The organism is Paenibacillus ehimensis NBRC 15659 (genome assembly GCF_004000785.1).
Lineage (GTDB): Bacteria > Bacillota > Bacilli > Paenibacillales > NBRC-103111 > Paenibacillus_G > Paenibacillus_G ehimensis.
On record NZ_BILX01000009.1, the window covers coordinates 33,166 to 56,650 of the forward strand.

Here is a 23,485-nt window from a genome sequence, read left to right on the forward strand (position 1 = left end):
TATGCTGTATCTGCACGACGGGCATATTCGGGAGATCGGTATCGATTGGCGCAACTTGACGGGGATTATCGAGGACATCGTAAGAATCAAGGAGGAGGGCGATTGCGTACATCCTCTGAAGCCGTACTTGCGCTTCCGCGATCCGGCCAACCGGATCATAGCGATGCCGGCTTTCGTCGGCGGCAGCCGCCCGATGTCCGGCATCAAGTGGATCGCCAGCTTCCCGCATAACAGCCGCCTCGGGCTGCCGAGGGCGCATAACACGATCATTTTGAACGATCCCGCGACCGGGGCGCCGCTTGCTTTTTTTCACAGCGGACTGCTGAACGGACTGCGGACCGCCGCGGTCAGCGGAGTCATGCTGAATGCCTATATGGCGGCCAGGCAGCCGGCACAGGTGCGGCTCGGGATTATCGGCTGGGGGCCGATAGGCCGGCTTCACCTCGAGATGTGCGCCGACTTGTTGGGCGAGAAGCTCCGACAGGTCAGCCTGTACGACCTGAAGGGGATCGATCCGGGCACGGTGCCGGCGTCCGTCCGGGCCATCACGGACATTGCGGACGACTGGCGGCTGGTTTACCGGAATTCCGTCGTGTTCGCCACCTGCACCGTTTCCGCTGAACGGTATATCGACGAGGCCCCGCCGGTAGGTGCGCTGCTGCTGGGCGTTTCACTGCGGGACTACAAGCCCGAAAGCGTGGCGAAGGTGAAGGCGATCGTCGTCGACGATTGGCGGGAGGTGTGCCGCGAGAACACGGACGTAGAGCAGCTGCATCTGCGGTACGGCCTGCAGGAATCCGACGTGCGGACGCTTACGGACATCGTATGCCGCGATGGGTTGGCTGATTATGCGGCGGAAGAGCCTGTCTATTTTAACCCGATGGGCCTCGCCATCTTCGATATCGGCGTTGCGGGATACTATTGGCGGGAAGCCGTGCGGCTCGGCAAGGGCATAAGGCTGGAGGATGCGGGCATCGGTAGAGGACAATGAAGCAGGCAGATCGCGCGGGACGCTCGGTAGGCGGGCTAATGGCTGCAATCAATTTCCGTATGTTGAAGTGCTTATTAGCAGCTATTGCTTAATCCACTTTATCACAGATCCTGGTTTATGAAGATAGGGGCCTGCGCAGAGTCGGCTCCTTCTTTGCCGTTCATAAAGAAAAACATCGAAGTCATGCCGTTTCGCATGCTTCGATGATGGTGTCCATCTTATTCAACTATATGCCAGCTGCTCGATACGATGTTTAACGTTTTCCTCGCAAAGCCCCCCGTGATAACAGATGACGGTTTGGATGTCATAAGGAAGGAACTTTTTCAGCGATGATTTTGCCAAATCCGCATCTACGCAGTTGTCGGGTTCCACGAAACACCCGTTATCGATCATCATGGCGTCCCCGGTAATAAGAAGCTTGTGCTGCTTCAGATAGAGGCTGATATGTCCGGGTGTATGGCCTGGCGTATGAATGACCTCGATCCCGCCAAAGAGGGGGAGTTCCTCCCCGTCGGTTACGATTTGATCCACTTTGGCCGTCGGCGGATGTTCCAATAAATGAAGGATTGCATCCCGTCTTTCCGAAGGCAATTCGGCGGGGAGCGCGGCACGAAGCCGGTCGATGAATGCGGGCGTTATCTTCAGATGCGGCTTCTCTCCCTCAATATAAGGTTTTTCCTCTTCGGTGGCGAGTACGTCGATCTTATGCGGGAAGGCGTTCAGAAGCTCCGGCAACCCTCCGATATGGTCCAAATCATGGTGGGTTAAAATGATTTTTTTGAGCTTGTCAAAGCGGATTCCCGCTTGAGCCATAGCTTCTTCAAATACGGGCAACCGGTATGGAATTCCGGCGTCGATCAGGACGGCCTCCTGATCGTCCCAAATCAGTACGGGATGAAGCACTTCCGGCATGCCTCGGAAATTCGTTTCGATGGCAACCGTCTTTAAGCTTACTGTTGTTTTCATCTTCATCATCTCCTTTGCTCTAAGCTTATGCTTGATCATTCATAACGTCCAATTTATTATAATAATCAATATCATGAATATTACTAATGAATTGGAGATGACTAAGATGGAGCTGACTCAGCTCGATTATTTTCTTACTGTCGTACGGCTTCAGCATGTGACGAAGGCGTCCGAAGCGTTGGCGATTACGCAGCCGGCCTTAAGCCATTCCATATCAAAATTGGAAGAAGAATTGGGGGTGCCGCTGTTCGAGCGGAGAGGCCGGAATATCCAAGTAAGCCGTTACGGTCGAATGTTTGCCGAATCGGTGGAACGCGCGTTGTCCGAACTGGAGAGGGGAAAGCAAGCGCTTGAGGAACAAGCGAACCCCGAATCGGGCGTCGTTCGTGTCGCCTATCTGAATATACTTGGCGCGGAACTCGTACCTAAGCTTATTCGCGGGTTTCGTCAACGGCACCCGAAGATTCGGTTCGAATTGGCGCAGGGGAATCATACGTTCATCAGCGGCCATATGGAAAACGGCGAATGCGATCTTATGATTTCATCCGCCAAGCTGGAATCGGACGATTATGAATGGGTACCGATGGTGACGGCGCCCTTGTATATCGTGGTCTCTCCTGCTCATCGACTTGCGCAGCGGGAAGCGATCGAATTCAGGGAATTGACCGGCGAACCGTTCATCGAAGTGAAGCATTACTGCGGGCTCAAGTCGACACTGGAAAGCTGCTTCAGCCGGATCGGCTTCGCGCCGGCCGTCGCGTACGAAGCGGAGGACTTGATGACGGTGGCGGGCTTTGTGGCGGCCGGACTCGGGTTATCGATTCTTCCCAAAACGAACGGATTAATGCTCGACGGTTTGGTGTGGCTGCCCATTAAAGACGAAGGGTGCATCTGCGAAATCGGCCTCGTGAAGAAACGGGACAAATTTCTGGCGCCGGCGGCGAAACGTTTTTCGGAGTACGTGACGGCAGCTTTTTCCTAAGATCTCTCGGCAAAATCACAGTGAAAACCAGGTCATTACGTTAACGGAGAACGTTGAAAAGCAGTCTACAGCTTTATTATTCGGATTTAACTTGCGAAACACTTCGTGTATGGCATCGAGTCTAACACTTTATATAATTTAAGCGTCGAGGAGTTCTACTCTCTAATAAGAGGAAGGACTCCTTTTCATTTGCCCCCTATTCAATCTCCTCATAGTTCTGTCGATAATAAGAGAAGTGGCGCGGGTTGAAAAAAAAGGGAACGAATCGAGAGCAGAGGTGCATTTCTTTGGTCAAACCTACGGATTATTCAGAATCGGGCAGCCCCATTTATAAGTATGAGGACAAGGAACGCGGCTGGATGCCGCCCAACTATGGCGAGGAAGGCTGGAACGGGAAGATCGAACGGCATTTCGAGACCTACATCGGCAAGCTCGACAACGTATTTCATGAAATTATTTCCGATATCGTCCACATCGACGTCTATCACATTAAGCCGACGCAGGAACGGAATTACCACACGTTGTTTACGACGGGAATGAGCTATTTGCCGATGAACGTTCCCGAAGGCATCGAGGGCTACGATTATGCGGAACTGATGATTTGCTTGCCGCCCGAATGGCCGATCTCGCAGGAAGCTTTCGCCGACGAGAACCATTATTGGCCGGTCCGGTGGCTCAAGATGCTGGCCAGGCTTCCTCATGAGTACGAGACGTGGCTGGGTCACGGACATACGGTGCCTAACGGCGACCCCGCGCGTCCATTGTCGGACCGGACGAAATTGAACGGAGTCATTTTGCTGCCGCCCATCATGGTTCATCCCGATTTTCTGACGCTGGAGATGGACTCCGAGAGAACGATCCGGTTCTACTCCATTGTCCCTTTGTACCAGGAAGAGATGGAGTTCAAATTGAAATACGGCTGCAATGACTTGACCGATAAATTCGACAAATACGGCATTAACGAAATCGTCCGGCTGAATCGGAAAAATGTATGCCGGTCGTCGATCATACCATTTCGGAGAAAATAACCTTTGGAACCGTTGGGGCGGGAACTAAACAGGATGCGCCGAAGGAGCCTGCGAAAACGGAATCTGCCGCGAAGACGGAGTCCTCGGTAGACTCCAAGGCACCGGCGGACAAGTCTAAAGAACAGCCTAAAGAAAAAAAGGAAGAGGCCAAAGTTCTAAAAACCGGCGAAAAATTCACTTTAAAGGATTGGGAAGTTACGCTGGATTCGTTTGAGTTTAACAAGTCGGTCAAAGACAAAATGTTCTCGTAGTCGCAGACGCTCCCGAGAGTCTGGTCGTTGTCTTCGAATCCGGCGGAGCGAAGTCCACGGTCAAATTACGCTAAGCTGTTCTCAATAAGAAACAAGAAAGAGCATCGCTCCTGGTGGACGATGCTCTTATTATTGTATCAAGCAAAAACGTGCCTCAGTCATCGCCCGGCAGGCCCTTGAATGATTCAACTTACGTTGATTATTGGGTGGGAGGAGCCCGGATAAAATGAACAATTTACAAATCGAAAGCTGCGAGGAATGCGTTAAAGTAATCCTGGAGCATATTGTGAAAAAAAGCGGACACGATCCATGTTCTTACGCGGAAGAGATTGTGTCTGCTTTACATAACATGGGTAAAGATTTACGAACGGAGCTGCTGCATGTAAAGCTGGAGCGAAGCATTGTTTCCAACAAATGAAGCGGGGTCCAATACACAAGGCACGCTTAAAAAAAGTTTTTATTTTTTTCGGACACCCCACAAAAAAATTAACGGTAACGAACAACTTAGTGAGCTCATGCAAACAACAAATTTTAACCAGCAAAGGAGAATATTTATGAACATGAAAAAACCGATGATGATCGCCGCATCTTGCGTCGTCGCTACCAGCCTGATGGCCGGTTCCGCTTTGGCCAAGCCTGATAATGCCAACCGTGCCGAGAGAGCGGAAGTCACAGCTCCATCTCACGATACTGCAAAAGAAAAAGACGTCAAAGTTAAAGTAGAGGTAGAGTCGAAGGCATCTGTTACGGACGCGACTTATGACAACAACGGCAAAAACGGCTATAAAGGCCTGCTCAACGCCATTGAAAATGTAAAGGACAAACCGGCCGGCGCTGTGCTTGCCGATCTTCTTTTAACCAAATACGAAACGCAGCTTACGGCCGAGAAAAAGGCTGAATTGGAAGCTATCGTCGAAAAAGACGCTGCACTTTCCGCGGCAGCCGATTTGCTTGACAATCAAGGTAACGTAACCGATGCGGTGTACGTTCAAAAGGAAGCTGTAAAAGCGAATGTGAAAAACCTCAACGCTTACAAGAAGCTCGGCAAGCTTTACGAGAAGCTTGGAAAGTCCGGCGTGCAATTGTATGTTAATGGCGAAGAGCCGTCCATGGAAGTTCGTCCCTTCATCCGTGAGGGCAGCACGCTGGTACCTTTCCGGGCCATCTCTGAAGCTCTGAAAGCGGAGGTAAGCTGGAACCCGGAAGAACGCTCGGTGACGGTTACTCGCGACGGCATCACCGTGAAACTTTTCGTCGATAGCACGAAGGCTTATGTGGACGGCAAAGAAGTGACGCTGGAAGTGCCGGCAGCTATTGTGGATGGCAATACCGTAGTGCCTGCCCGTTTCGTCAGCGAAGCTTTGAAAGCCGTTGTGAAATGGGAAGAAGAGTCGAAGTCCGTCGTAATCTACGAAGACAAATAAGATAAGCTTGCAAAGAAGCCTGCCTTATGGGGCTGCGACAAATGGGTTGGGGACTGCGGTCCTCGGCCCATTTACTTTTAAATATGTTTACTCCGCATCAATAACCACGGCATGCTGCTTGATGATTTCGGCCAGTTCTTCAAAAGAGAACTTATGATTCACCATATCTACAGTAAAATCTTCAGCCTTCTTTACATCCATCACAAACCGATAGCCGTTATACCGAAGGAAAATAACTAAAGCGGTAAATGCCGTTCGCTTGTTTGCATTTTGAAAGGGATGATTCTGCCCCAAAGATTCGAAAAGGGAAGCGGCTTTATCAAATAAGGTCCTATAAGCGTCTTCCCCGAACGCTGAAGACTGAGGACGCAGGACGGCTGACTCTAACAAGCTATTGCTTTTTACTCCGATATGCTCCCCAAGACTATATTTTTGAATAACGGCTACATTTACGGCGATGACCTCTTCAATAGTTAGATAACGAAGGTGAGCCATTATCTATCTTTTAACCCTTTCAGAGTTTCGTCATACTCCTCCATGACTTGCGAAAGAGTATCTATAAAATCCGGACTTATTCCTGCTGGCAGAGAAACTTTGTTTGCTTTTCGTATGACGATCTCCCCGTCTTTCTCCCGCACATCGATCTGTACCGAGTCCCCGAGCTCCACTCCGATTCGTTTGAAGGCCTCTGTCATCGTGATGCCTAAGCTGTTGCCGAATTTGGCGACTTTTCGCTCCATCCCAACCACCTTGCTCATATCATCATTCTCCTTATTAATATGTCAAATTGTTATAACAATTATACAGTGCGTACGTATTTTTTGAAAATAGTACTTCCCGGTATCCTCCCCGAGAAGCAACCTCCAAGTCTTGCCGCATCTTGTCGAAATCTAGCAAAAATGTCTGTTATAACGCATCAAATGGAAAATTTTGAGTCCAAAAAGGGCGGGTTTCGTAGTATATTAATGTAAAAGGATTACATGTGAGACCAGCATATGGAAAGGGGTACCTAGATGGCAATTATAGAAGTAGTCAAATTCGACGGGCCGCCCGATTTATTGGTATGGAAATATCCGAATCAAGAACTAGGCACATGGACTCAGCTTATCGTCAACGAAACCCAGGAAGCGCTGCTGTTCAAAGGCGGGGAGGCGCTTGACCTGCTCGGTCCCGGCCGGCATACGTTATCGACGCAAAATATTCCGGTCCTTTCCTCTGTCGTCAATTTGCCTTTTGGCGGCAAGTCGCCGTTTACGGCGGAAATTTGGTTCGTGAACAAGCTGCATAAACTGGACTTGAAATGGGGGACGCCGACTCCGATTCAACTGCAGGAGCCCAAATATCACATGATGGTATCGGTCCGCGCGTTCGGCCAGCTAGGCCTCCAGATTGAAGACACACGCAAGTTTCTGCTTAAGCTGGTCGGAACGCTTCCGGCGGTCGATCAGGCGGCGCTTGGCAAATATTTTCGCAGCATCTTGATGATGAACATCAAAGAGCTTATCTCCGCCTACCTGGTACATAAAAAAATTAGCATTTTGGAAATCAACGCCTATATCTCCGAAATATCCAAACATATGGAAAGTCGAATCGTTTCGATTTTTCAAGAGTACGGGATTCGCCTGGTCGGCTTCCAGATCGACTCCATTAATCTTCCCGAGGAAGATCCGGCCACGAAGCGGTTAAAGGAAGCATTGGCGAAAAAAGCGGAAATGGACATTCTCGGTTTCTCCTACCAGCAGGAAAGAACCTTCAATACGCTGGAAAGCGCAGCGAAGAACGAAGGGAATCCGTCGGCTTTCTTGGGAGCGGGTATCGGTCTGGGGCTCGGACAAGGCGTCGGTATGACGATTGGCGACACGTTTTCACGTTTGTCGGGACACATGGATGTATCTGCTCCTGTCCAGACGTGTTCGAATTGCGGTACGAACAATGCGCATGATTCCAGCTTTTGTAGAGGGTGCGGACATTCGCTCAAGCAGGGAGCTGCTTCCTCGGCCGTTGCCTGCCAAGCGTGCGGACATTCCCTTCCGGCGGGATCGAAGTTTTGCCCGAACTGCGGGGACCGGTACCGTCCTTGTCCACGCTGCCAAGCGGATAATCCGGAACAAGCGCTTCATTGTGCGAAATGCGGAGAGTCGCTGGGCGTCACTTGTCCCCAATGCGCGACGATGGTGGAGGCAGGGGCGAAGTTTTGTCCGGAGTGCGGCAAGAGCATGGTGCTTACCTGCAGCCAGTGTCAGCAGGTCGTGCAGCCGGGGCAAAAGTTTTGTTTTGAGTGCGGAAATAAGTTAGGGTGAAAAGGAGCTTGAGATGAATATGAACCGTTTGCCTGCCGTGGCCGCCAAATTGATGTTCGGCCTCATTGTCTTGGGAACCGTAGCTGCCTTTTTCTTATGCCCTGTGGAGGATTGGGGAACCGGGCACTGGTGGATTTCCTTGATCTCCATCGTTCTTGCGGAAGCGGCATGCTATTACTGCGCAGTAGGTGAAGTGAAGCAAAACCGGCGCGGAGACGTACTTCCCGCCTCCTTGACTTTCGTTACGATATCGGTGTTGTATGGAGCTGCCGCTATTTTTCATACGGTTTTCTTCTGGTTGACCTTGCGGATTTCTCTGACCTCTTACGTGTTGATTGAAGTCATAACCGCAGTACTCTGGGCGATCGGGATGGGGCTTGCCTACCATTTTACAAATGTTGTGCGGAATCAAGAGGACGATCGGAAGGCGCAGATGCAGCTGATGAAGCAGATGAAGCTGGCCCTCGATTCGGTCAGCTATGCGCTGGAAGAAGAGGAAATCGAGGAGCGGGAAGCGTTGAAAGCAGGGGTACGGGAGCTGATCGAAAAAGTGAAGTACAGCGATCCGGTTTCACATCCTTCGATGATCCATATGGAGGAGAACTTGCTGTGGCAGATCAAGGAGCTGGAGCGCTGCGTCCGCGGGCTAAGTGATCAGGCTGGGAAGACGGGCAAGGTGGAAATGTCCCGTAAGCTTCTGCGCGATATCTCGGCCGACCTGGGCCGCAGAAACAGCCAGTTGATCACGCTGAAATGAGGTAGGGGCAGTGCTTCAGAGCAATATAGAAGAGCAGAAGGAAGTTAATTTGGATATGGGCAGCCCGGCTATCGAAGGGGTAGTGATCGTGCTGGCGTTCCTCTTGTTTTTTCCGGCGGGTCTCCTTTTGGCGGCTATCCGAGTGTGGAAGCATCGTAATCTGAGCTATCAAAAAATATATGATTGGAGAAATGCCGGCGCGACCTTTCTTGTTCTGTTTGTACTCCTAGCATCTTTATTTTTATTCCTACACAGCATATCTCCAGCAGATACTTTTGCGTTGTTTTCGATGTGGTTTATACTTATCATTTTTTTACTCACCCCCGGAGTATCCATGCTATGGGTGAGCAAGCAGAGTCGTAAACAGCTTTTTGTCAGGTATGACCATTATCGCCATATCGTCATGTCGGAAGGAATTACTTCTGTCCATACCATCGCGGAGATGACCTGGCAGCGCCCGGCGGTGGTTACCAACGATTTAAAGCGCCTGATTGATCTTGGTGAGTTCCCCAATGCCTATTTGGATATGAATTCAATGGCTATCGTTTTTCAGCGACCAGTCGAACTGACAGTACATTCTGACTTGCCTCAGGAGTATATGACCGAGGAGGATTTTCCGGAAGATCTGCCTAAAGACGTAGACCTCAAACGCGTATACGAAGAGGTTCTGTACGAATACACCAAAATGACCTCGTCGTCCAAAATGGCAGAGAAGCCGTTGCCGAAGATCGTGGAGTGTCCCGGCTGCGGTTCGTCGACCTTGCTGCAGCCCGGCGAAAGCAAAACGTGTCCGTATTGCGATTCCCCTCTGACGTATCCGAAGAGCGGATAGGAAAGCAGGCATTCAGCATATCAAGAGGGGAGGCGGAAAGCGAATTGAATATGGACAAACCGGCGATAAACGGCGTTCTAGTGGTACTGGCTTTGGTTCTCTTTTTCCCGGCCGGTATCATTCTGTTCGTTATCCGTGTGTGGAAGCATCGGAACTTGAGCTATCAAAAAATATATGATTGGGCAGTTGCGGGCGCGGCATTTCTGATTATGTTTTCTTTAATGTGCTTAATCTTCACGAAGGAAATTAACCAACTATTTGAGCTTTTCATTCTGTTAAGCGTATTTTTTCTTCTTCCGGGTGTATTCCTGCTAGGGATAAGCCAATGGAAGCGAGTGCGGCTCAATGCCCGGTACAAGCTTTATCGCACTATCATCATGGAGCAAGGGATCAAATCCATTGGCGCCGTCGAGGAATTAATCAACCAGCGCCGGGCCGTGGTGATCAACGATTTGAAACGCATGATCGACCGGGGCATGCTTCCGCATGCTTCGATAAATATGTATTCGATGACCCTTGTTTTCCATCAGAACGGTTTTATCGCCCGCGAGGGTACTGGTGCAGGGAACGAAGACGGCCATATCCGTGAGTGGAGCGAGCCGATGCCTTTGTACAAACCGTCGGAAAGACGATTGCCCCAGTCGGTGGAGTGCCATGGCTGCGGTTCGTCTACTATACTTCGCCCTGGCGAGAGTAAGGCTTGTCCATATTGTGATTCCTTGCTAAGTTACCCGCAGTAAAAAGGCATGTCTAAGTATATATAGAGATGAGGGAGCCTTCTTGAATTATGATCGTCCAGCCATAAGCGGCGTTGCGATAGCGCTGGGATTGATTTTATTTTTTCCGATCGGCCTCATTTTGCTGGCTGTCCGACTATGGAAGCACCGCGATTTGAGCTACCAGAAGGTCATTGACTGGAAAAACGCCGGCACGACGTTTCTGATTATTTTTATCCCGTTTCTGATTTCGTTCTTGCTCCATTTGGCCGCAGGAAGCGATATTCAGTACTGGGTGATGGTGTGGGTTGTCCTCTTGGACTTGATTCCCGGCATATACATGCTGTGGAAGAGCGGACAGCGGCGCAAGCAGCTCTTCGCCAGATACGACCATTACCGTCATCTTGTCTTGGTGCAGGGAGTGACTTCCATCCAGTCCTTGGCGGAGACGGTGAATCAACGGCCGGCGGTGGTGGTCAACGACCTGCAGCGCATGATTTATCTCGGCGTGTTCCAGGATGCTTTTATCGACATGTACTCGATGTCCATCGTGTTTAACCAATGGGCTCCGGCAGCCACAATGGTGAATGTCAACGTGTCCGTGAACGGAGAAGGCTTCGTGCCGCAGCAGAGCAGGCCGCAACAGCCGCCCCAAACGCCTAAGACAGTGGAATGCCCCGGCTGCGGGTCGTCCGCCCTGTTGCAGCCCGGCGAGAATAAAGCATGCCCTTATTGCGATTCGCCTCTAGCCTACCCGCAGCACGGATAGGAGCAAGCCTTACAAACGCAAAAAAACGACTATCGGAGCACTGGCCTGAAGGCCGGTGCTTTTTTTTCGCGTGACTGCGACCGCCCCGATCCTCCGCCATCCTGTGACGCTTTTATGACAGCACTTGAAGAAAGCGCTGTATAAAAAACGCACCCCGCATTGACCAAATCTTCCTTCAGAGCTATAATAAAAACAAATCGAAACGTTTCGATAAATTTCGGATGGCTTTATCGGGGGGAATTATGGTTACGATTAAAGACGTTGCAAAGCATGCGGGAGTGGCGCTTTCGACCGCATCCTACGCACTCAGCGGAAGCGATAAAGTGAGTCCGAAAACCCGCGAATTGGTATTGCAGGCAGCCAAGGAGCTGAATTACCAAAAGAACGGCTTCGCGATGGATCTCAAGCGCAAGTCGACGAAGACGATTCTGCTCATTTTAAGCGATCTGTCGGGTCCTTATTACTCCGAACTGATCCGCGGGACGCAGGAAGTCACGCTGTCCAACGGCTTCGATCTGATTGCGTGCAGCTCAGTCGGCGGGGCCGACTCGACGGCCTATAAATTTTTGCAGGAACGAAGAGTGGATGGCGCGATCGTGCTTGACCCGAACATCAGCGAGCATCTGCTGCGCGAATCGGCCCGGGAGGGCTGCCCGATCGTCGTGATGGACCGCTATGTCGAAGGCGATTTCATCATGAATGTCGCGGCGGATAACGTTCAGGGCGGATACGAAGCGACCCGTTATCTCATCGGGCAGGGACACCGCGATATCGCCTGGATCGGGGGACCGAGCAATTCGTTGGGCAGCCAGCACCGGAAAGAAGGCTATCTGAAAGCGCTGCAAGAAGAAGGAATTGTCAATACGAAATGGATGCTGGTCGGCAATTTCACGGAAGAGGGCGGCTATCATTCGACCAAGGTTATGCTCATGCAGGAAGAGCGTCCTACCGCGATCTTCTACGGCAACGACGAAATGGCGATCGGCGGCTACAAGGCGCTTCGCGAATTCGGCTTGAGCGTTCCGGAGGACGTATCGATCGTCGGCTTCGACGATATTCAGGTGGCGGAATACTTGTCTCCTCCCTTAACGACGGTCCGGCAGCCCAAGTACGAAATGGGCACCATGGCTGCGCATCTTGTGTTTCAGGCGATGGGCGGCGAGTACGTCAACAAGTCTTATAAATTAAAAATCGAGCTGATCGAGCGCTTGTCCTGCCAGCCTCCTCGGCTTGCTCCGAATCGCGGGAAGGGGATGGAGACTTGAAATCGTCAGTCGGGAACGTTTCGCTAACGAAAAGAATATTGTCCCACTGGGAGCTTTACCTGCTCTTGCTCCCGGGCGCGCTGTATTTCCTGATTTTCAAGTATGTGCCGATGTTCGGGATCGTCATGGCCTTTCAGGAATACAGCCCGTTTCTCGGCGTGACGGGCAGCGAGTGGGTCGGCTTCCGGCATTTCATCGATTTGTTTCAATACGATCAGTTTTGGCGGCTGCTGCGCAACACGCTGCTGATCAGCTTCTATAATATCGTGTTTTATTTCCCGGCTCCGATCATTGTGGCGCTGCTGCTTAACGAGCTGGCGCGGGAATGGTTCAAGCGCACGATCCAGACGATCGTTTACTTGCCGCATTTTATTTCTTGGGTCGTAGTGGGTTCGATCACGTATATCCTGCTCAATACCGAAACGGGCTTGGTGAACCAGTTTATCGTCTCGTTCGGCGGAGAAGCGCATAACTTTCTGGCGGACCCGAATTCGTTCCGGACGATGATTGTGCTCCAGAACATATGGAAGGAAGTCGGATGGGGAACCATTATCTTTTTGGCAGCGCTTTCCGGCGTGGACACGCAGCTGTACGAAGCGGCGACCGTCGACGGCGCGAACCGCTGGCACAAGCTGTGGCATGTGACGCTGCCCGCCCTGCGAAGCACGATTCTGATTCTGCTCATTTTGCGGCTGGGCAACGTGCTGGATGTCGGCTTCGAGCAAATCTTCCTGATGCTCAACGATCTGGTATATCCGGTCGGCGACGTGTTCGAGACATTCGTCTACCGTGAGGGCATCGGCGGTGCGGGTCTAGGCGGCGGCCGGTTCAGCTTCGGTGTTGCGGTCGGTCTGTTTAAATCGGTTGTCGGTCTCATCCTCGTGCTTGGGGCGAATCGACTGGCCAAAAAATTCGGCGAAGAAGGCGTGTTCTAAGGGGAGGGACTTGCACAATGAACAGTAGAGCAACCTGGACGGACCGGGTCGTCGACGCGGCGATCGCGCTTGTGCTCATCTTGCTTGCGCTCAGCTCGTTATTTCCGTTCATATACATCTTGGCAACGTCGTTATCGCCGATGGAGCAGGTGCTGCGCGGCGGGATCATTTTATGGCCGGAGCGCTTCTCGTTCGATGCGTACAGCACGATTCTGGGCAACACCAATTTTGTCCGGTCGCTGTACATCACGGCGGTCACGACGATCGGAGGAACGTTCGTCAACCTGGCCCTGACGACCTTCATGGCGTACCCGCTTTCCAAGAAGACGCTGCCCGGCAGAGAAAAGATGCTGCTGCTCGTGACGATTACGATCCTGTTCAGCGGCGGCATGATTCCGACGTATATCGTCGTCAACAAGCTCGGACTGCTCGACAGCGTGTGGTCGCTCATTTTGCCCGGCGCGATCAGCGCGTTCAATCTCATTATTCTGAAGAACTTCTTCCAGGGCATTCCTTCCGAGCTGGAGGAAGCCGGGAAAATCGACGGCTGCCGCACCTTCGGCCTGTTGTTCCGGATCGTGCTGCCGCTGTCCATGCCGGCGCTGGCGACCTTTACGCTTTTCTATGCGGTCGGCAACTGGAACCAGTTTTTCAACGCGGTCCTCTACATTACGAAGCCGGAGCTGTGGACCGTGCAGGTGTTCTTAAGGCAAATGATTTTCCAAGGCTCGACGCAGGATGTCATGGGGCAATCGGGCTTCGCCGGGGAGCAGGAGATTCTTCCGGTCACGATTCAGATGGCGGCGATTGTCGTCTCGACGCTGCCGATTCTGGTGGTGTATCCGTTTCTGCAAAAGCATTTTGCCAAAGGCGTGCTTCTCGGTTCCGTGAAGGGATGAGCATATCGGCGGTTGGGTTTACGAGCGGCGCTGCGGCGCGGTTCTGACCATAGAGTTATGGCGGTTATGAACACATAAAACGGAGGGGTTCACATGAAAGTATCGGGAAAACGTTGGAAACAAATCTCGTCCTTGGCCCTCGTCACAGCTTTGGTTGCGGTAACCGGCTGCGGCGATAAATCGGGCGGTACGGGGAAAGAGAGCGCATCCGGGGATTCCGGGAAAAAACAGAAGATCAGCATGATGTACCCGCTTTACGGCAATCCTCCGCAAAAGACGGAAGTGTGGAAAAAGATGGAGGAAGCGGTCGGGATCGAATACGAATCCATGGCGATTCCTTCGGCGCAATATCCGGAAAAGCTGAAAGCGTCCATTGCCGCCAACAGTCTGCCGGACATTACGCATTACATATCGTTCCCGGACCCGAACTTTACGCAGTATGCGAAGCAGGGGGCTTTCCTGCAGCTTGACGATTATATTAAGGATACGAAAAATCTGAAGAACTTGCCGCAGTCGTTGTGGGATTTTATCAAAATCGACGGGAAAACGTACGGGATCCCCCGTCCGGCGCAGATGGAGCGCGCTGTCGTCATCCGCAAAGACTGGCTGGATAGCCTCGGCCTGCCGATTCCGAAGACGCTGGACGAATTTTACGATACAGCAGTCAAGTTTGCCAAGAACGACCCCGACAAGAACGGCAAGGAGGATACGGTCGGCATCGTGCTGAACCAAACGCTCGGCTACCACTTGGACCCGGTCTTCATGGCATTCGATACCGGGAACGGCTGGCGCAAAATGGAGGACGGTACGCTGATGAACTCGGTCGTTACGCCGCAGCGGAAGGAAGCGCTGATGTGGCTGGCGAAGCTGTATAAAGACGGCGGCATCGATAAAAACTTCACCGTGATGAAAGATAACCAGATGTGGGAAACACTGGAAAGCGGCAAAGCCGGGATCTTCTTCGGCGCCCAGACGAGCGATTACAGCCGTTTTGTAACGAACTTGAAAAAGGTCGATCCGAAGGCCGAGCTGATCATGATCGCTCCTCCGGTAGGCAAGGACGGCAAAACCGGATTCCCGGACGGCGTAGGCATGTTCGGACAGTTCGTGCTGCCGGCCAACATCTCCAAGGAGAAGGCGAAGAAAGCGATCGAGCTGCTTGATTGGCAGGCGGGGCAGGAAGCCCACTTGCTGCGTAAGCTGGGCGTAGAAGGGGTTCACCACAAGAAAAATGCCGATGGCAACGTAGAGATGCTTGGGGATAAATATGCCCAGGACGGCATCGCCTATCTGATCTGGAACGTGCCGAACGACCCGCTCGTCTCCGTTCCCCTGAGCGCGCCGAAAGACATTCAGGAAGCGGTGAAGAACAATTTGACCGTCGTGTCCAAGCTTGGCGTCGTCAGCCCGGCCGTCGCTTATATGCCGTCGACCAACGTTTCGAAAAACTTCGCCGATCTGGATCAGCTTGCGCGCGGACTTTCCGTGAAGATGGTCATTGGCGAAGCGACGGATAAAGACTTCGACAAATTCGCTGCGGAGTGGAACAAACGGGGCGGCGAAGCTTGGACGAAGGAAGTCAACGAATGGTATAAGCAGCAGAAAAAATAATTTTAGCAAAAAGGCGAGGCGGTAGCGCATGAACGCAGTGCAAAAACGGATCGAAGAGCTTCACCGGTATGCACCCGAGCTGACCGCTCCGGCCGACCTGGATGCCTTCTGGAGCCGGACGCTGGCCGATGTGATCGACAAGCCGGTTCAAGCCCGGCGGACTCGGCAGGAGACACCCTTTCCGTATATGGACACTTACGATGTCACGTACCAAGGCTTTGCCGATACGCCGATCAAAGGCTGGTATCTGCTTCCGAAGTTTCCGGTACGGGAGAAGCTGCCGTGCGTCGTCCTGTTTCACGGGTATACGGGAGGCCGGGGATATCCCGAGCAGTATGCCTCCTGGCTGCTGATGGGAATGGCGGTGTTTGCCGTCGACATTCGCGGACAAGGCGGCGAGACGGGCAATCGGCTGGACAATACGTACGGGATGACGAAAGGCTGGATCACGCAGGGCATTCTGGATAAGGAGACCTGCTATTATAAGGCCATCGCCGTTGATGCGCTGCAAGCCGTCGAATGGGTTGCGGCGCAGCCGGAGGTCGACCCGGGCCGTATCGTCGTAGCGGGCGACAGCCAGGGAGGCGGACTGTCGCTGCTGGTCTCCGCCTTGAGCGACAAGCCGGCGCTGTCGATCGCGAATATTCCGAATATGTGCCATATGGACTTCGGCATTCTGAATTCGGTCAGCTCGCTCTCCGAAGCAGCGGAATTCGTGAACCGGTTCCCGGAGCATCTGGACAAGGTCATGGAGACGCTAAGCTATTTCGACATCATGAATTTGGCGGAGCGCATCCGGATTCCGGTACTCGTATCGGTCGGCTTGAAAGACACTGTATGCTTGCCGGAAACCGTGTTCGCGGCTTACAACCGGATCCGGTCGACGAAGGAGATCGGAGTGCATCCGTTTACGGGGCATGCGACGAGCGGCTACCAGAACCGCCGCACGGTGGAATTTATCCGGAAGCATCTTTCCTTTTAGGCGAGTAAAACTGATTTCGAAAAAGGACCGCTGGAGCGATGGTGTCCGGCGGTTTTTTTCACCCACGATATAAAAAGAAAACGGAGTGGAGACGATGACCATGCTGAATACGTCCCGGTTTCGGGTCGAAGCGGGAGATTTGCGGTTTACCTTCTTGAACAGCGGCGATCTGTACGAAGCGGCTTACCAGGATACGATGATCAATCAATGGTTGTCCGACCCGGTTACCGGATCATTGAACAATTTATATTTGCGGCAGCACCGGGCTTCCGGCATACAAGCGACGCCGTTGCTTGGCGTTCATTCTGCAAGCCGTGTGCGCCAGGCGGACGGCGGCTCCGTCATCTGGGAGGGCGAGGCCGGCGCGCTTCGCTATCAAGTGACCTTTCGCTTAACGGCGCGCAGGGTATGGTTCTGGGAGGTTGCCGTGTACGGGCAGGAGGCGGAAGTCGACGTCGTCTACGGGCAGGATGTCGGAATCGCCCATCCGGGCGCCGTCCGCAGCAACGAGGCTTATTTGTCCCAGTATATCGACCATGCGGTATTCGAGGACGCGCAGAGGGGCTATGTCGTCTGTTCCCGGCAAAATCAGCCGCAGCAGGGGAAATTTCCTTATCTTCAGCAGGGCTGTCTGACGAAAGCGGCCGGTTATTCGACGGACGGCTTCCAATTTTTCGGGTTGTCCTACAAGGAAACGAACGAGCCGGAGGCTTTGACCAAGGCTTCGCTGGCTAACGAAGTTTACCAATACGAATTTGCATATATCGCGCTGCAATCCGAACGGGTCACGCTGGACGGCGAAGCAAGATTCGTCTTCTACGGCTTGTTCCGGGACACCCACCCGGAGGCGGTGACCGCTCTGGACTATGAAGCCGACGTCTCGGACGCATGGCGCGAGGCCCGGGAGCAGGAGCCCCCGGCACCGGTCTCCGGACCTTGGCAGGAGAAGGTCAGCGTGGCGTCTCAGATCGGAGCGCCGCTGCGAACCTTGTCTATGACGCGGCAGGAGGTCGAGGCTCTCTTCCCGAACCGTCAACAAGAGGAGCGGGAAGGAGAGGAGCTGCTGTCCTTCTTCACCGATACCCATGAGCATGTCGTGCTGAAGGAAAAAGAGCTGCGCATGGAGCGCCCGCACGGACATATCCTCATGACCGGGAACAACGACCGGATGAACGAGCGGGTCATCACGACAACCTCGTACATGTACGGGATGTTCAATGCGCAATTGGTGGTCGGCAATACGTCTTTCAACAAAATGCTGACCAACGCCCGCAATGCGCTGAACGTGCCGAAGACGTCGGGCCAGCGCATTTACGTGGAGCTGGACGGGAAGTACCGGCTGCTTGCGATGCCTTCCATGTTCGAGATGGGCTTCAATTATGCCCGCTGGTATTACAAAACGGCGGACGAGCTGTTTGTGATCACGAATTATACGACTGTCGATACGCCGGAGGTCGTGATGCACGTCCGTTCGGCAAGCGGCAAGTCTTACCGCTTCCTGCTCTCGAATCAGGTGTGCATGAATGCGGCCGAATACGAGCTGCCATTCCGCATGGAGCAGCAGGAGGGCGGCCGGACGCTCGCGTTCTACGCGGACGCCCAGTCGCTCAGCGCCCGCGCTTATCCGAGCCTGTGCTACCGCATGAGGATCGAAGGCGCGGACATGGAGGCGGGTGACGAACGGCTGCTGGTCTCGAACGCGGAGCCGGGCTCGGCTTCGCTGGTCGTCCTGGAACTCAGCGCAAGTAGCGAATGGACCGTAACGGTGCAGGGCTTGCTGCACGGGGAAGAGCTTCCGTTTGTCCAGCGGGATGCCGAGGCGGAAATCGGGCGTTACCGCGAGTTTTACCGCACGGTCATGAACGGCTTCCGCTTGACCCGGCCCGGTGAACGGACGGACGAGCTGAGCAAGCTTAATACGCTCGCTTGGTGGTATACGCACAATATGCTGGTTCATTTCTCGGTGCCGCACGGCCTGGAGCAGTACGGTGGGGCGGCATGGGGGACGCGCGACGTATGCCAAGGGCCGGCGGAATATTTTTTGGCGACGCAAAAATATGACGTCGTGCGCGACATCCTGACCACCGTGTACTCGCATCAATACGAGGACGATGGGAACTGGCCGCAATGGTTCATGTTCGACCGGTACGCCTTCATTCAGCAGGAAGAAAGCCATGGGGATATTATCGTATGGCCGCTCAAGGTGCTGAGCGACTATTTGACGGCGACCGGGGATACCTCCATTCTGGAGGTCCGGTTGCCTTATACGAAGCGGGGCGGCTTTACGTTCACGGAAGAGACGGAGACGGTGCTGGAGCATGCCAAGAAGCAGCTTGACTATATTAAGCGTCACTTTCTGCACGGCACGCACTTGTCTTCGTATGGCGACGGGGATTGGGACGACACGCTCCAGCCGGCGAACGCCCAGTTGAAACGCTATTTGATCAGCAGTTGGACCGTAGCCTTGACGTACCAGGTATTCAGTCAGCTCGCGGCGGTTTTGGCGGAATCGGATGCGGAGACGGCGGCCGAGCTGAAACGGCTTGGCGAAGGCATCCGGGAGGACTTCAACCGGTACATGCTCCAGTCCGAGGTTATTCCCGGATTCGTATATATGGAGAAGCCGGGTGAAGCCGAGCTGATGCTGCACCCGTCGGATACGAAAACCGGCATCCGCTACCGGCTGCTGCCGATGACGCGCAGCATGATCGGCGAGCTGCTGACGAAGGAGCAGGCGGAGGCCCATTACCGGATCATCAAGGAGAAGCTGTTCTATCCGGACGGCGTCCGGCTGATGGATCGCCCGGCGAATTATGCCGGGGGCGTCAGCAAGCAGTTCAAGCGGGCCGAGCAGGCGGCTAACGTAGGCAGGGAAATCGGCTTGCAGTACGTTCACGCCCATATCCGTTTTATCGAGGCGATGGCCAAGCTCGGCAAATCGGACGAGGTGTGGAGAGGGCTGGCCACGATTAACCCGGTCGGCCTGCGAAGCGTCGTGCCTAACGCGGAGCTTCGTCAAAGCAACGCTTACTTCAGCAGCTCCGACGCGAAGTTCAGCACCCGCTACGAGGCGCAAGAGCGCTTCGACGAATTGCGCGACGGTTCGGTACCGGTGAAGGGGGGCTGGAGAATTTATTCCAGCGGTCCGGGAATCTATATGAACCAGCTGATTGCGAACGCTTTGGGGATTCGATTGATTGAGGGCGACTTGATTATCGATCCGGTGCTGCCGCCGTCGCTCGACGGGCTGCAGTTCGAATTCGAGGTGCTGGAAGCTCCGGTCACGTTCGTGTATCGTCTGACCGGTCAAGGGCTGAGCCGGGTGACCATGAACGGCCGCGAGCTGACCGTGAAGCCCGTCGCCAACCGTTACAGGGAAGGCGGCGTGCGCATCGGGAAGCAGGAGTTTGCGGACAACCGGTCGGAAGCCGGCAATGTCATTGAAATTTTTATGTAATAAAGGAAGGTGCTAGCTCTCAAGCACCGGGTCCATTAACACGGCAGCGGCCGTCCGAGACATGCGCTTCATGTTCGGACGGCCGCTGTATTGTGTAACCAACAATGTTGGTTGCAACCGGCTCCTGTCCACTGGACGACCGATAGACCAAAGTAGCGATCTAAATTCCCGACTGCAGCAGCACTCGGGCGAGGGGGACAGTTCGAACATAACGATGGGAAAACATTTTAATATCCCATATCCTTTAATATTTTTGATAAGGTGCGTAGACGTTCGCTGATCATCTCATCGTCGTCGCTTAAAGCTTGGCTGAACAGCTTAATATCTTCATTAATTCTCTCATTGTCCGTACATATCGCCACGGTCATGGCATCCCCTTGCAGGCCGACCCGGTCGATGACGGGCTGCTGCGGATCATATAGATGCTCATATCTATAGGCTTCGCGAAAATGCGCCAGGGACCGACAAATCAGAATGGACAAATCAAGAACGCGATGGAGAGGCAGTTCCTCGGATTGCCTTGACCATTTTTCTCCCGTGTATCTCCATACCTTGGCAGAAATATCGATCTTCCCTCTATCGTTCCACTGGGCCAATCCTAAAGAAAGGCCTTTTGCATCTGTATTTCGAGCGAGTCGGCCGTCAATCTGCTCGTAGTTTTCCGACACGACAACAGGCTTATGCTTTAACGTGGTTGGTATTTTCATTTTCTTTCCCTCTTTTCATTTACTGATTTACTGATTCACTAAATGACCGTTTCATCTTATCTTGGATTTCAATGTTAGTCAATCCGTTTTTGGGTAGACTCAAATGGCCGAAGTTACTCCGGAATGGTTCAGCGGGAATAGACCCCGATAAATGAAGAGCGGTTGTGTCCCGTCTATCAAATACCTCCCCTAAAACGCCGTCCTATCCGTTCTTCTATCCTTCATGATGCCGGGCCTTTCTCAGCTTTTCTTCTTCTCTCAACAATAAGAGGGATTAGAAAAAGTGCGCCGGCAATAATCAAACTGCCGCTCACCACATATACCGCCAGCAGGGAAAAGATTTCCTTCAGATAGCCGGATACGAACATGCCAATCACCATCATCCCCATAAAAACAGGCGTGATTGTCCCGGATACCCGGCCAATAAATGCCCCTTCCGTGTTCCGCACAATAAGCGTCTGGATTCCGCCTTGAATACAAGGGTAAAACAAACCGCTGATCACCAAAAGAACAATTGTCAGCCAGATCATGGCAGACGCGCCTATTCCAATCGTACAGACGGCGGCGACAAGCAAGCCTACCATGAGCAGCAGCTGTGGTTTCACCTTTTTGGCTATCCCCATGATGGCAATTCCGCCTACCAACATGGCTGCCCCATTAGCCATAACCAACCACTGCAGAAATTGTTTGTTCTGTCCCAATTTCTCGATGACAAGGAAGATCTGAAGCGGCTGAGTCAGTCCTGACGCCAATCCGACAGCCGAGAAAGTCAAGCTGAGTGTTCTTAAGGATTGATTCGACCCGATATAGCGCAGCCCGGCCATCAACTCCTTTATGAAGCTGCCAGTATCCCCAGACTTCGGCTCCTCCGCGTCGCGTGGAAGCGATGATAATATAAGTGATGACCCTAGGAACAGAACTGCCGTCAGGATCAGAGATGCGTTAATTCCAAATTGTATAAAAATAAACGTGCCGATGACCGGACCCAAAACCGTAAAGACAGCGACAAGCGTTTGGGATATCGCCATCACGCCTTGCAGTTGTTCAGCCGGCACATGCCGCTTGTACAGTTTCATGGCTGAAGGCTGAGAAAATTGAGACAGGCTGGCGGAAACAAATGATCCGATGAGAAGCGCAATCCATCCGTCGTTCATGACGGCAAGCAGCACAGCCACAACGGACAAGGCAGACAGCAGATCGCTCCATACCATGGTCCGCTTCGGCCGCCATCGGTCGGCAAAGGTTCCGCCAATAAGGCCGAATAGAAAGATCGGAGCAAATTCCGCAACCGAAATCAGGGATACATAAACCGGATTATTATTTGTCAAATCGGTAACATAAAGAAGGACCGCATAATTCCGGACCCATATTCCCAGCTGCAGCAGCACCCGGGAGAGGATAATCGTTCGAACATAACGATTGGAAAACATTTTTAATACCCCATATCCTTTAATATTTTTGATAACATGCGAAGACGTTCGCCGATCATCTCATCGTCGTCGCTCAGAGCTTGGCTGAACAGCTTAAAATCTTCATTGATTCTCTCATTATCCGATTAGATCGCCACGGTCAAGGCATCCCCCTGCAGGGCGATCCCAGGGAAAGACCTTTCGCACCTGTGTTCCTGACGAATCGGCCGTCAATCGGCTCATAGGTTTCCGACATGACAATAGGCTTATGCTTTAGGGTAGTAGGTATGTTCATTTTCGTTCCCTCTTTTCTTTTACTGATCTACTGAATTAATAATTTACTAATTTACTAAATTACTGCTTCAGTTTATCTTGGATTTCATCGTTCGTCAATTCTTTTTTGACGTCCGTTATTTTGCATCCGGTTTTTTATAAAACAAAAAGTAGAAGAATCAACGCAAATAGCGTCTTCATTACACCGAACCGCGTTTTAGGATGTATTGACAATTTTCCAAACGTAATTATATATTGGCTGCACATAGACCAAACGGGCTGGCGAATGGTAATGAATGAGCAAGTGTCCGAAATGTTTTGGAGCGCCTCGGCAGAGGACTTGAAAAGAGGGGATGTGCACCATGCCGCGACCGATAGCCTCGTCTGCGGACGTTCTTTTATGAAAGGCGTCATATACCGCGAGGAAGACACGTACTACGAGGCGGAGAAGTTTATCTCCGTCCGCCTCGGAACGGAGTATCAGCGACAACGAAATCGTAAAAGAGCTTGATGGCGGCAGCACATCGACGATTAGCAATCACCGCTTTACGCTGCGCGAAAAGAAGAAGCAGGCCAAACTGTTTCTTGAGATCATGAACTCGAGCCGCCGGATTGGGCTTCACTTTGTGAAGACCATGCAACGTCATCAGGGGGCACGGCACAGGTATTGGAGAAACGGGTCTATGAAGCGGCCAAAGGCTTGAATCCGAATCGCGAACAAGCCACCCTTCCTATCCGTTTGCACCGATCTGTCGGGAATGTGTTCTTGTCATCCGACATTGGAGAAATCCGGAGAAAAATAAAGATCGGCCCTTGCCGCAAGGATGCGAACAAGAGCCGTTTTTTGTATTTCCACATTTCAATCGTAATCTACCATTTTGTAACTAGACCCTTAATAAAAAATCCATTTAATGGGAGTGTGCGTCTATGG

21 protein-coding genes and 2 pseudogenes are annotated in these 23,485 nt (G+C 52.6%); 17 read left to right on the forward strand and 6 right to left on the reverse strand.

Going from position 1 to position 23,485, the window contains the following annotated elements; translation table 11 throughout:
- Position 1: 1 nt before the first annotated feature.
- The gene (locus PEH01S_RS07595; RefSeq protein ID WP_127484648.1) at positions 2–991 is read left to right on the forward strand and encodes a 2,3-diaminopropionate biosynthesis protein SbnB; all 990 of its coding nucleotides are present in this window, start codon (positions 2–4) and stop codon (positions 989–991) included.
- A gap of 222 nt (positions 992–1,213) precedes the next feature.
- Here PEH01S_RS07595 and PEH01S_RS07600 read toward each other — a convergent pair whose 3' ends face one another.
- Positions 1,214–1,957, reverse strand: coding sequence for an MBL fold metallo-hydrolase (locus PEH01S_RS07600; RefSeq protein ID WP_246062831.1), 744 nt, complete (start codon positions 1,955–1,957; stop codon positions 1,214–1,216).
- 106 nt (positions 1,958–2,063) lie between these two features.
- Between PEH01S_RS07600 and PEH01S_RS07605 the strand changes: the two genes are divergently transcribed.
- The 4 genes from PEH01S_RS07605 (at position 2,064) to PEH01S_RS07620 (ending at position 5,642) form a co-directional block, all read left to right on the forward strand.
- Positions 2,064–2,939: a LysR family transcriptional regulator gene (locus PEH01S_RS07605; protein ID WP_127484650.1), complete on the forward strand. Its 876-nt coding sequence runs from the start codon at positions 2,064–2,066 to the stop codon at positions 2,937–2,939.
- Positions 2,940–3,226: 287 nt separating this feature from the next.
- On the forward strand, positions 3,227–3,967 hold the full coding sequence (locus tag PEH01S_RS07610) for a suppressor of fused domain protein (RefSeq protein ID WP_127484652.1): 741 nt from the start codon (positions 3,227–3,229) through the stop codon (positions 3,965–3,967).
- Between the two features lie 477 nt (positions 3,968–4,444).
- Positions 4,445–4,636, forward strand: a complete 192-nt coding sequence (locus PEH01S_RS07615; protein ID WP_127484654.1) for a hypothetical protein — start codon at positions 4,445–4,447, stop codon at positions 4,634–4,636.
- Between the two features lie 142 nt (positions 4,637–4,778).
- Complete coding sequence (locus PEH01S_RS07620) at positions 4,779–5,642, forward strand: copper amine oxidase N-terminal domain-containing protein (protein ID WP_025845077.1); 864 nt, start codon at positions 4,779–4,781, stop codon at positions 5,640–5,642.
- 87 nt (positions 5,643–5,729) lie between these two features.
- Here PEH01S_RS07620 and PEH01S_RS07625 read toward each other — a convergent pair whose 3' ends face one another.
- Both PEH01S_RS07625 and PEH01S_RS07630 read right to left on the reverse strand, forming a co-directional pair.
- Positions 5,730–6,137 (reverse strand): type II toxin-antitoxin system death-on-curing family toxin, encoded by a 408-nt coding sequence (locus PEH01S_RS07625; RefSeq protein WP_025845076.1) that lies wholly within the window; start codon positions 6,135–6,137, stop codon positions 5,730–5,732.
- Positions 6,137–6,400, reverse strand: coding sequence for an AbrB/MazE/SpoVT family DNA-binding domain-containing protein (locus PEH01S_RS07630; RefSeq protein ID WP_025845074.1), 264 nt, complete (start codon positions 6,398–6,400; stop codon positions 6,137–6,139). The genes PEH01S_RS07625 and PEH01S_RS07630 overlap by 1 nt, the downstream gene beginning before the upstream one ends.
- 255 nt (positions 6,401–6,655) lie before the next feature.
- Between PEH01S_RS07630 and PEH01S_RS07635 the strand changes: the two genes are divergently transcribed.
- The 11 genes from PEH01S_RS07635 (at position 6,656) to PEH01S_RS07685 (ending at position 20,165) form a co-directional block, all read left to right on the forward strand.
- Entirely contained in the window at positions 6,656–7,942 is a 1,287-nt protein-coding gene (locus tag PEH01S_RS07635) for an SPFH domain-containing protein (RefSeq protein WP_025845072.1), read from the forward strand.
- A 13-nt stretch (positions 7,943–7,955) separates the two neighbouring features.
- Positions 7,956–8,699 carry a hypothetical protein gene (locus tag PEH01S_RS07640; protein WP_025845070.1) on the forward strand — a complete coding sequence of 248 codons (744 nt, stop codon included), beginning with the start codon at positions 7,956–7,958 and terminating at the stop codon, positions 8,697–8,699.
- A 10-nt stretch (positions 8,700–8,709) separates the two neighbouring features.
- Positions 8,710–9,531: a hypothetical protein gene (locus PEH01S_RS07645; RefSeq protein ID WP_025845068.1), complete on the forward strand. Its 822-nt coding sequence runs from the start codon at positions 8,710–8,712 to the stop codon at positions 9,529–9,531.
- A gap of 44 nt (positions 9,532–9,575) precedes the next feature.
- Positions 9,576–10,271, forward strand: coding sequence for a hypothetical protein (locus PEH01S_RS07650; RefSeq protein WP_025845066.1), 696 nt, complete (start codon positions 9,576–9,578; stop codon positions 10,269–10,271).
- Positions 10,272–10,311: 40 nt separating this feature from the next.
- Positions 10,312–11,016: a hypothetical protein gene (locus tag PEH01S_RS07655; RefSeq protein WP_025845065.1), complete on the forward strand. Its 705-nt coding sequence runs from the start codon at positions 10,312–10,314 to the stop codon at positions 11,014–11,016.
- Between the two features lie 242 nt (positions 11,017–11,258).
- Positions 11,259–12,281, forward strand: a complete 1,023-nt coding sequence (locus PEH01S_RS07660) for a LacI family DNA-binding transcriptional regulator (protein ID WP_025845063.1) — start codon at positions 11,259–11,261, stop codon at positions 12,279–12,281.
- Positions 12,278–13,216 carry an ABC transporter permease gene (locus PEH01S_RS07665; RefSeq protein ID WP_127484656.1) on the forward strand — a complete coding sequence of 313 codons (939 nt, stop codon included), beginning with the start codon at positions 12,278–12,280 and terminating at the stop codon, positions 13,214–13,216. The genes PEH01S_RS07660 and PEH01S_RS07665 overlap by 4 nt, the downstream gene beginning before the upstream one ends.
- 17 nt (positions 13,217–13,233) lie before the next feature.
- Positions 13,234–14,115, forward strand: a complete 882-nt coding sequence (locus PEH01S_RS07670) for a carbohydrate ABC transporter permease (RefSeq protein ID WP_127484658.1) — start codon at positions 13,234–13,236, stop codon at positions 14,113–14,115.
- 93 nt (positions 14,116–14,208) lie between these two features.
- The gene (locus PEH01S_RS07675; RefSeq protein ID WP_127484660.1) at positions 14,209–15,726 is read left to right on the forward strand and encodes an extracellular solute-binding protein; all 1,518 of its coding nucleotides are present in this window, start codon (positions 14,209–14,211) and stop codon (positions 15,724–15,726) included.
- Positions 15,727–15,754: 28 nt separating this feature from the next.
- Positions 15,755–16,708, forward strand: a complete 954-nt coding sequence (locus PEH01S_RS07680; protein WP_127484662.1) for an acetylxylan esterase — start codon at positions 15,755–15,757, stop codon at positions 16,706–16,708.
- A gap of 94 nt (positions 16,709–16,802) precedes the next feature.
- Positions 16,803–20,165 carry a GH36-type glycosyl hydrolase domain-containing protein gene (locus tag PEH01S_RS07685; protein ID WP_246062832.1) on the forward strand — a complete coding sequence of 1,121 codons (3,363 nt, stop codon included), beginning with the start codon at positions 16,803–16,805 and terminating at the stop codon, positions 20,163–20,165.
- A gap of 227 nt (positions 20,166–20,392) precedes the next feature.
- Here the strand turns inward: PEH01S_RS07685 and PEH01S_RS07690 are convergent, their stop codons facing one another.
- The 3 genes and pseudogenes from PEH01S_RS07690 to PEH01S_RS35120 form a co-directional block, all read right to left on the reverse strand.
- The gene (locus tag PEH01S_RS07690) at positions 20,393–20,872 is read right to left on the reverse strand and encodes a DUF6530 family protein (protein WP_025845052.1); all 480 of its coding nucleotides are present in this window, start codon (positions 20,870–20,872) and stop codon (positions 20,393–20,395) included.
- 221 nt (positions 20,873–21,093) lie between these two features.
- The gene (locus PEH01S_RS07695; protein ID WP_025845051.1) at positions 21,094–22,302 is read right to left on the reverse strand and encodes an MFS transporter; all 1,209 of its coding nucleotides are present in this window, start codon (positions 22,300–22,302) and stop codon (positions 21,094–21,096) included.
- A gap of 2 nt (positions 22,303–22,304) precedes the next feature.
- Positions 22,305–22,576, reverse strand: a pseudogene (locus PEH01S_RS35120) (DUF6530 family protein).
- Positions 22,577–22,846: 270 nt separating this feature from the next.
- On the opposite strand from PEH01S_RS35120, the pseudogene PEH01S_RS36125 reads away from it, so the two are divergent.
- Positions 22,847–23,159 (forward strand): annotated as a pseudogene (locus tag PEH01S_RS36125) (DUF2087 domain-containing protein); the annotation flags it as partial.
- Positions 23,160–23,485 lie beyond the last annotated feature (326 nt).

Excerpts from the sequence above, each read along its gene's own strand:
- PEH01S_RS07630 (WP_025845074.1), bottom strand. The coding sequence starts at position 6,400 with ATGAGCAAGGTGGTTGGGATGGAGCGAAAAGTCGCCAAATTCGGCAAC.
- PEH01S_RS07600 (WP_246062831.1), bottom strand. The coding sequence starts at position 1,957 with ATGAAAACAACAGTAAGCTTAAAGACGGTTGCCATCGAAACGAATTTC.
- PEH01S_RS07595 (WP_127484648.1), top strand. The coding sequence starts at position 2 with ATGCTGTATCTGCACGACGGGCATATTCGGGAGATCGGTATCGATTGG.
- PEH01S_RS07670 (WP_127484658.1), top strand. The coding sequence starts at position 13,234 with ATGAACAGTAGAGCAACCTGGACGGACCGGGTCGTCGACGCGGCGATC.
- PEH01S_RS07640 (WP_025845070.1), top strand. The coding sequence starts at position 7,956 with ATGAATATGAACCGTTTGCCTGCCGTGGCCGCCAAATTGATGTTCGGC.
- PEH01S_RS07660 (WP_025845063.1), top strand. The coding sequence starts at position 11,259 with ATGGTTACGATTAAAGACGTTGCAAAGCATGCGGGAGTGGCGCTTTCG.
- PEH01S_RS07675 (WP_127484660.1), top strand. The coding sequence starts at position 14,209 with ATGAAAGTATCGGGAAAACGTTGGAAACAAATCTCGTCCTTGGCCCTC.
- PEH01S_RS07635 (WP_025845072.1), top strand. The coding sequence starts at position 6,656 with ATGGCAATTATAGAAGTAGTCAAATTCGACGGGCCGCCCGATTTATTG.
- PEH01S_RS07615 (WP_127484654.1), top strand. The coding sequence starts at position 4,445 with ATGAACAATTTACAAATCGAAAGCTGCGAGGAATGCGTTAAAGTAATC.
- PEH01S_RS07680 (WP_127484662.1), top strand. The coding sequence starts at position 15,755 with ATGAACGCAGTGCAAAAACGGATCGAAGAGCTTCACCGGTATGCACCC.
- PEH01S_RS07605 (WP_127484650.1), top strand. The coding sequence starts at position 2,064 with ATGGAGCTGACTCAGCTCGATTATTTTCTTACTGTCGTACGGCTTCAG.
- PEH01S_RS07685 (WP_246062832.1), top strand. The coding sequence starts at position 16,803 with ATGACCATGCTGAATACGTCCCGGTTTCGGGTCGAAGCGGGAGATTTG.
- PEH01S_RS07625 (WP_025845076.1), bottom strand. The coding sequence starts at position 6,137 with ATGGCTCACCTTCGTTATCTAACTATTGAAGAGGTCATCGCCGTAAAT.
- PEH01S_RS07690 (WP_025845052.1), bottom strand. The coding sequence starts at position 20,872 with ATGAAAATACCAACCACGTTAAAGCATAAGCCTGTTGTCGTGTCGGAA.
- PEH01S_RS07695 (WP_025845051.1), bottom strand. The coding sequence starts at position 22,302 with ATGTTTTCCAATCGTTATGTTCGAACGATTATCCTCTCCCGGGTGCTG.
- PEH01S_RS07620 (WP_025845077.1), top strand. The coding sequence starts at position 4,779 with ATGAAAAAACCGATGATGATCGCCGCATCTTGCGTCGTCGCTACCAGC.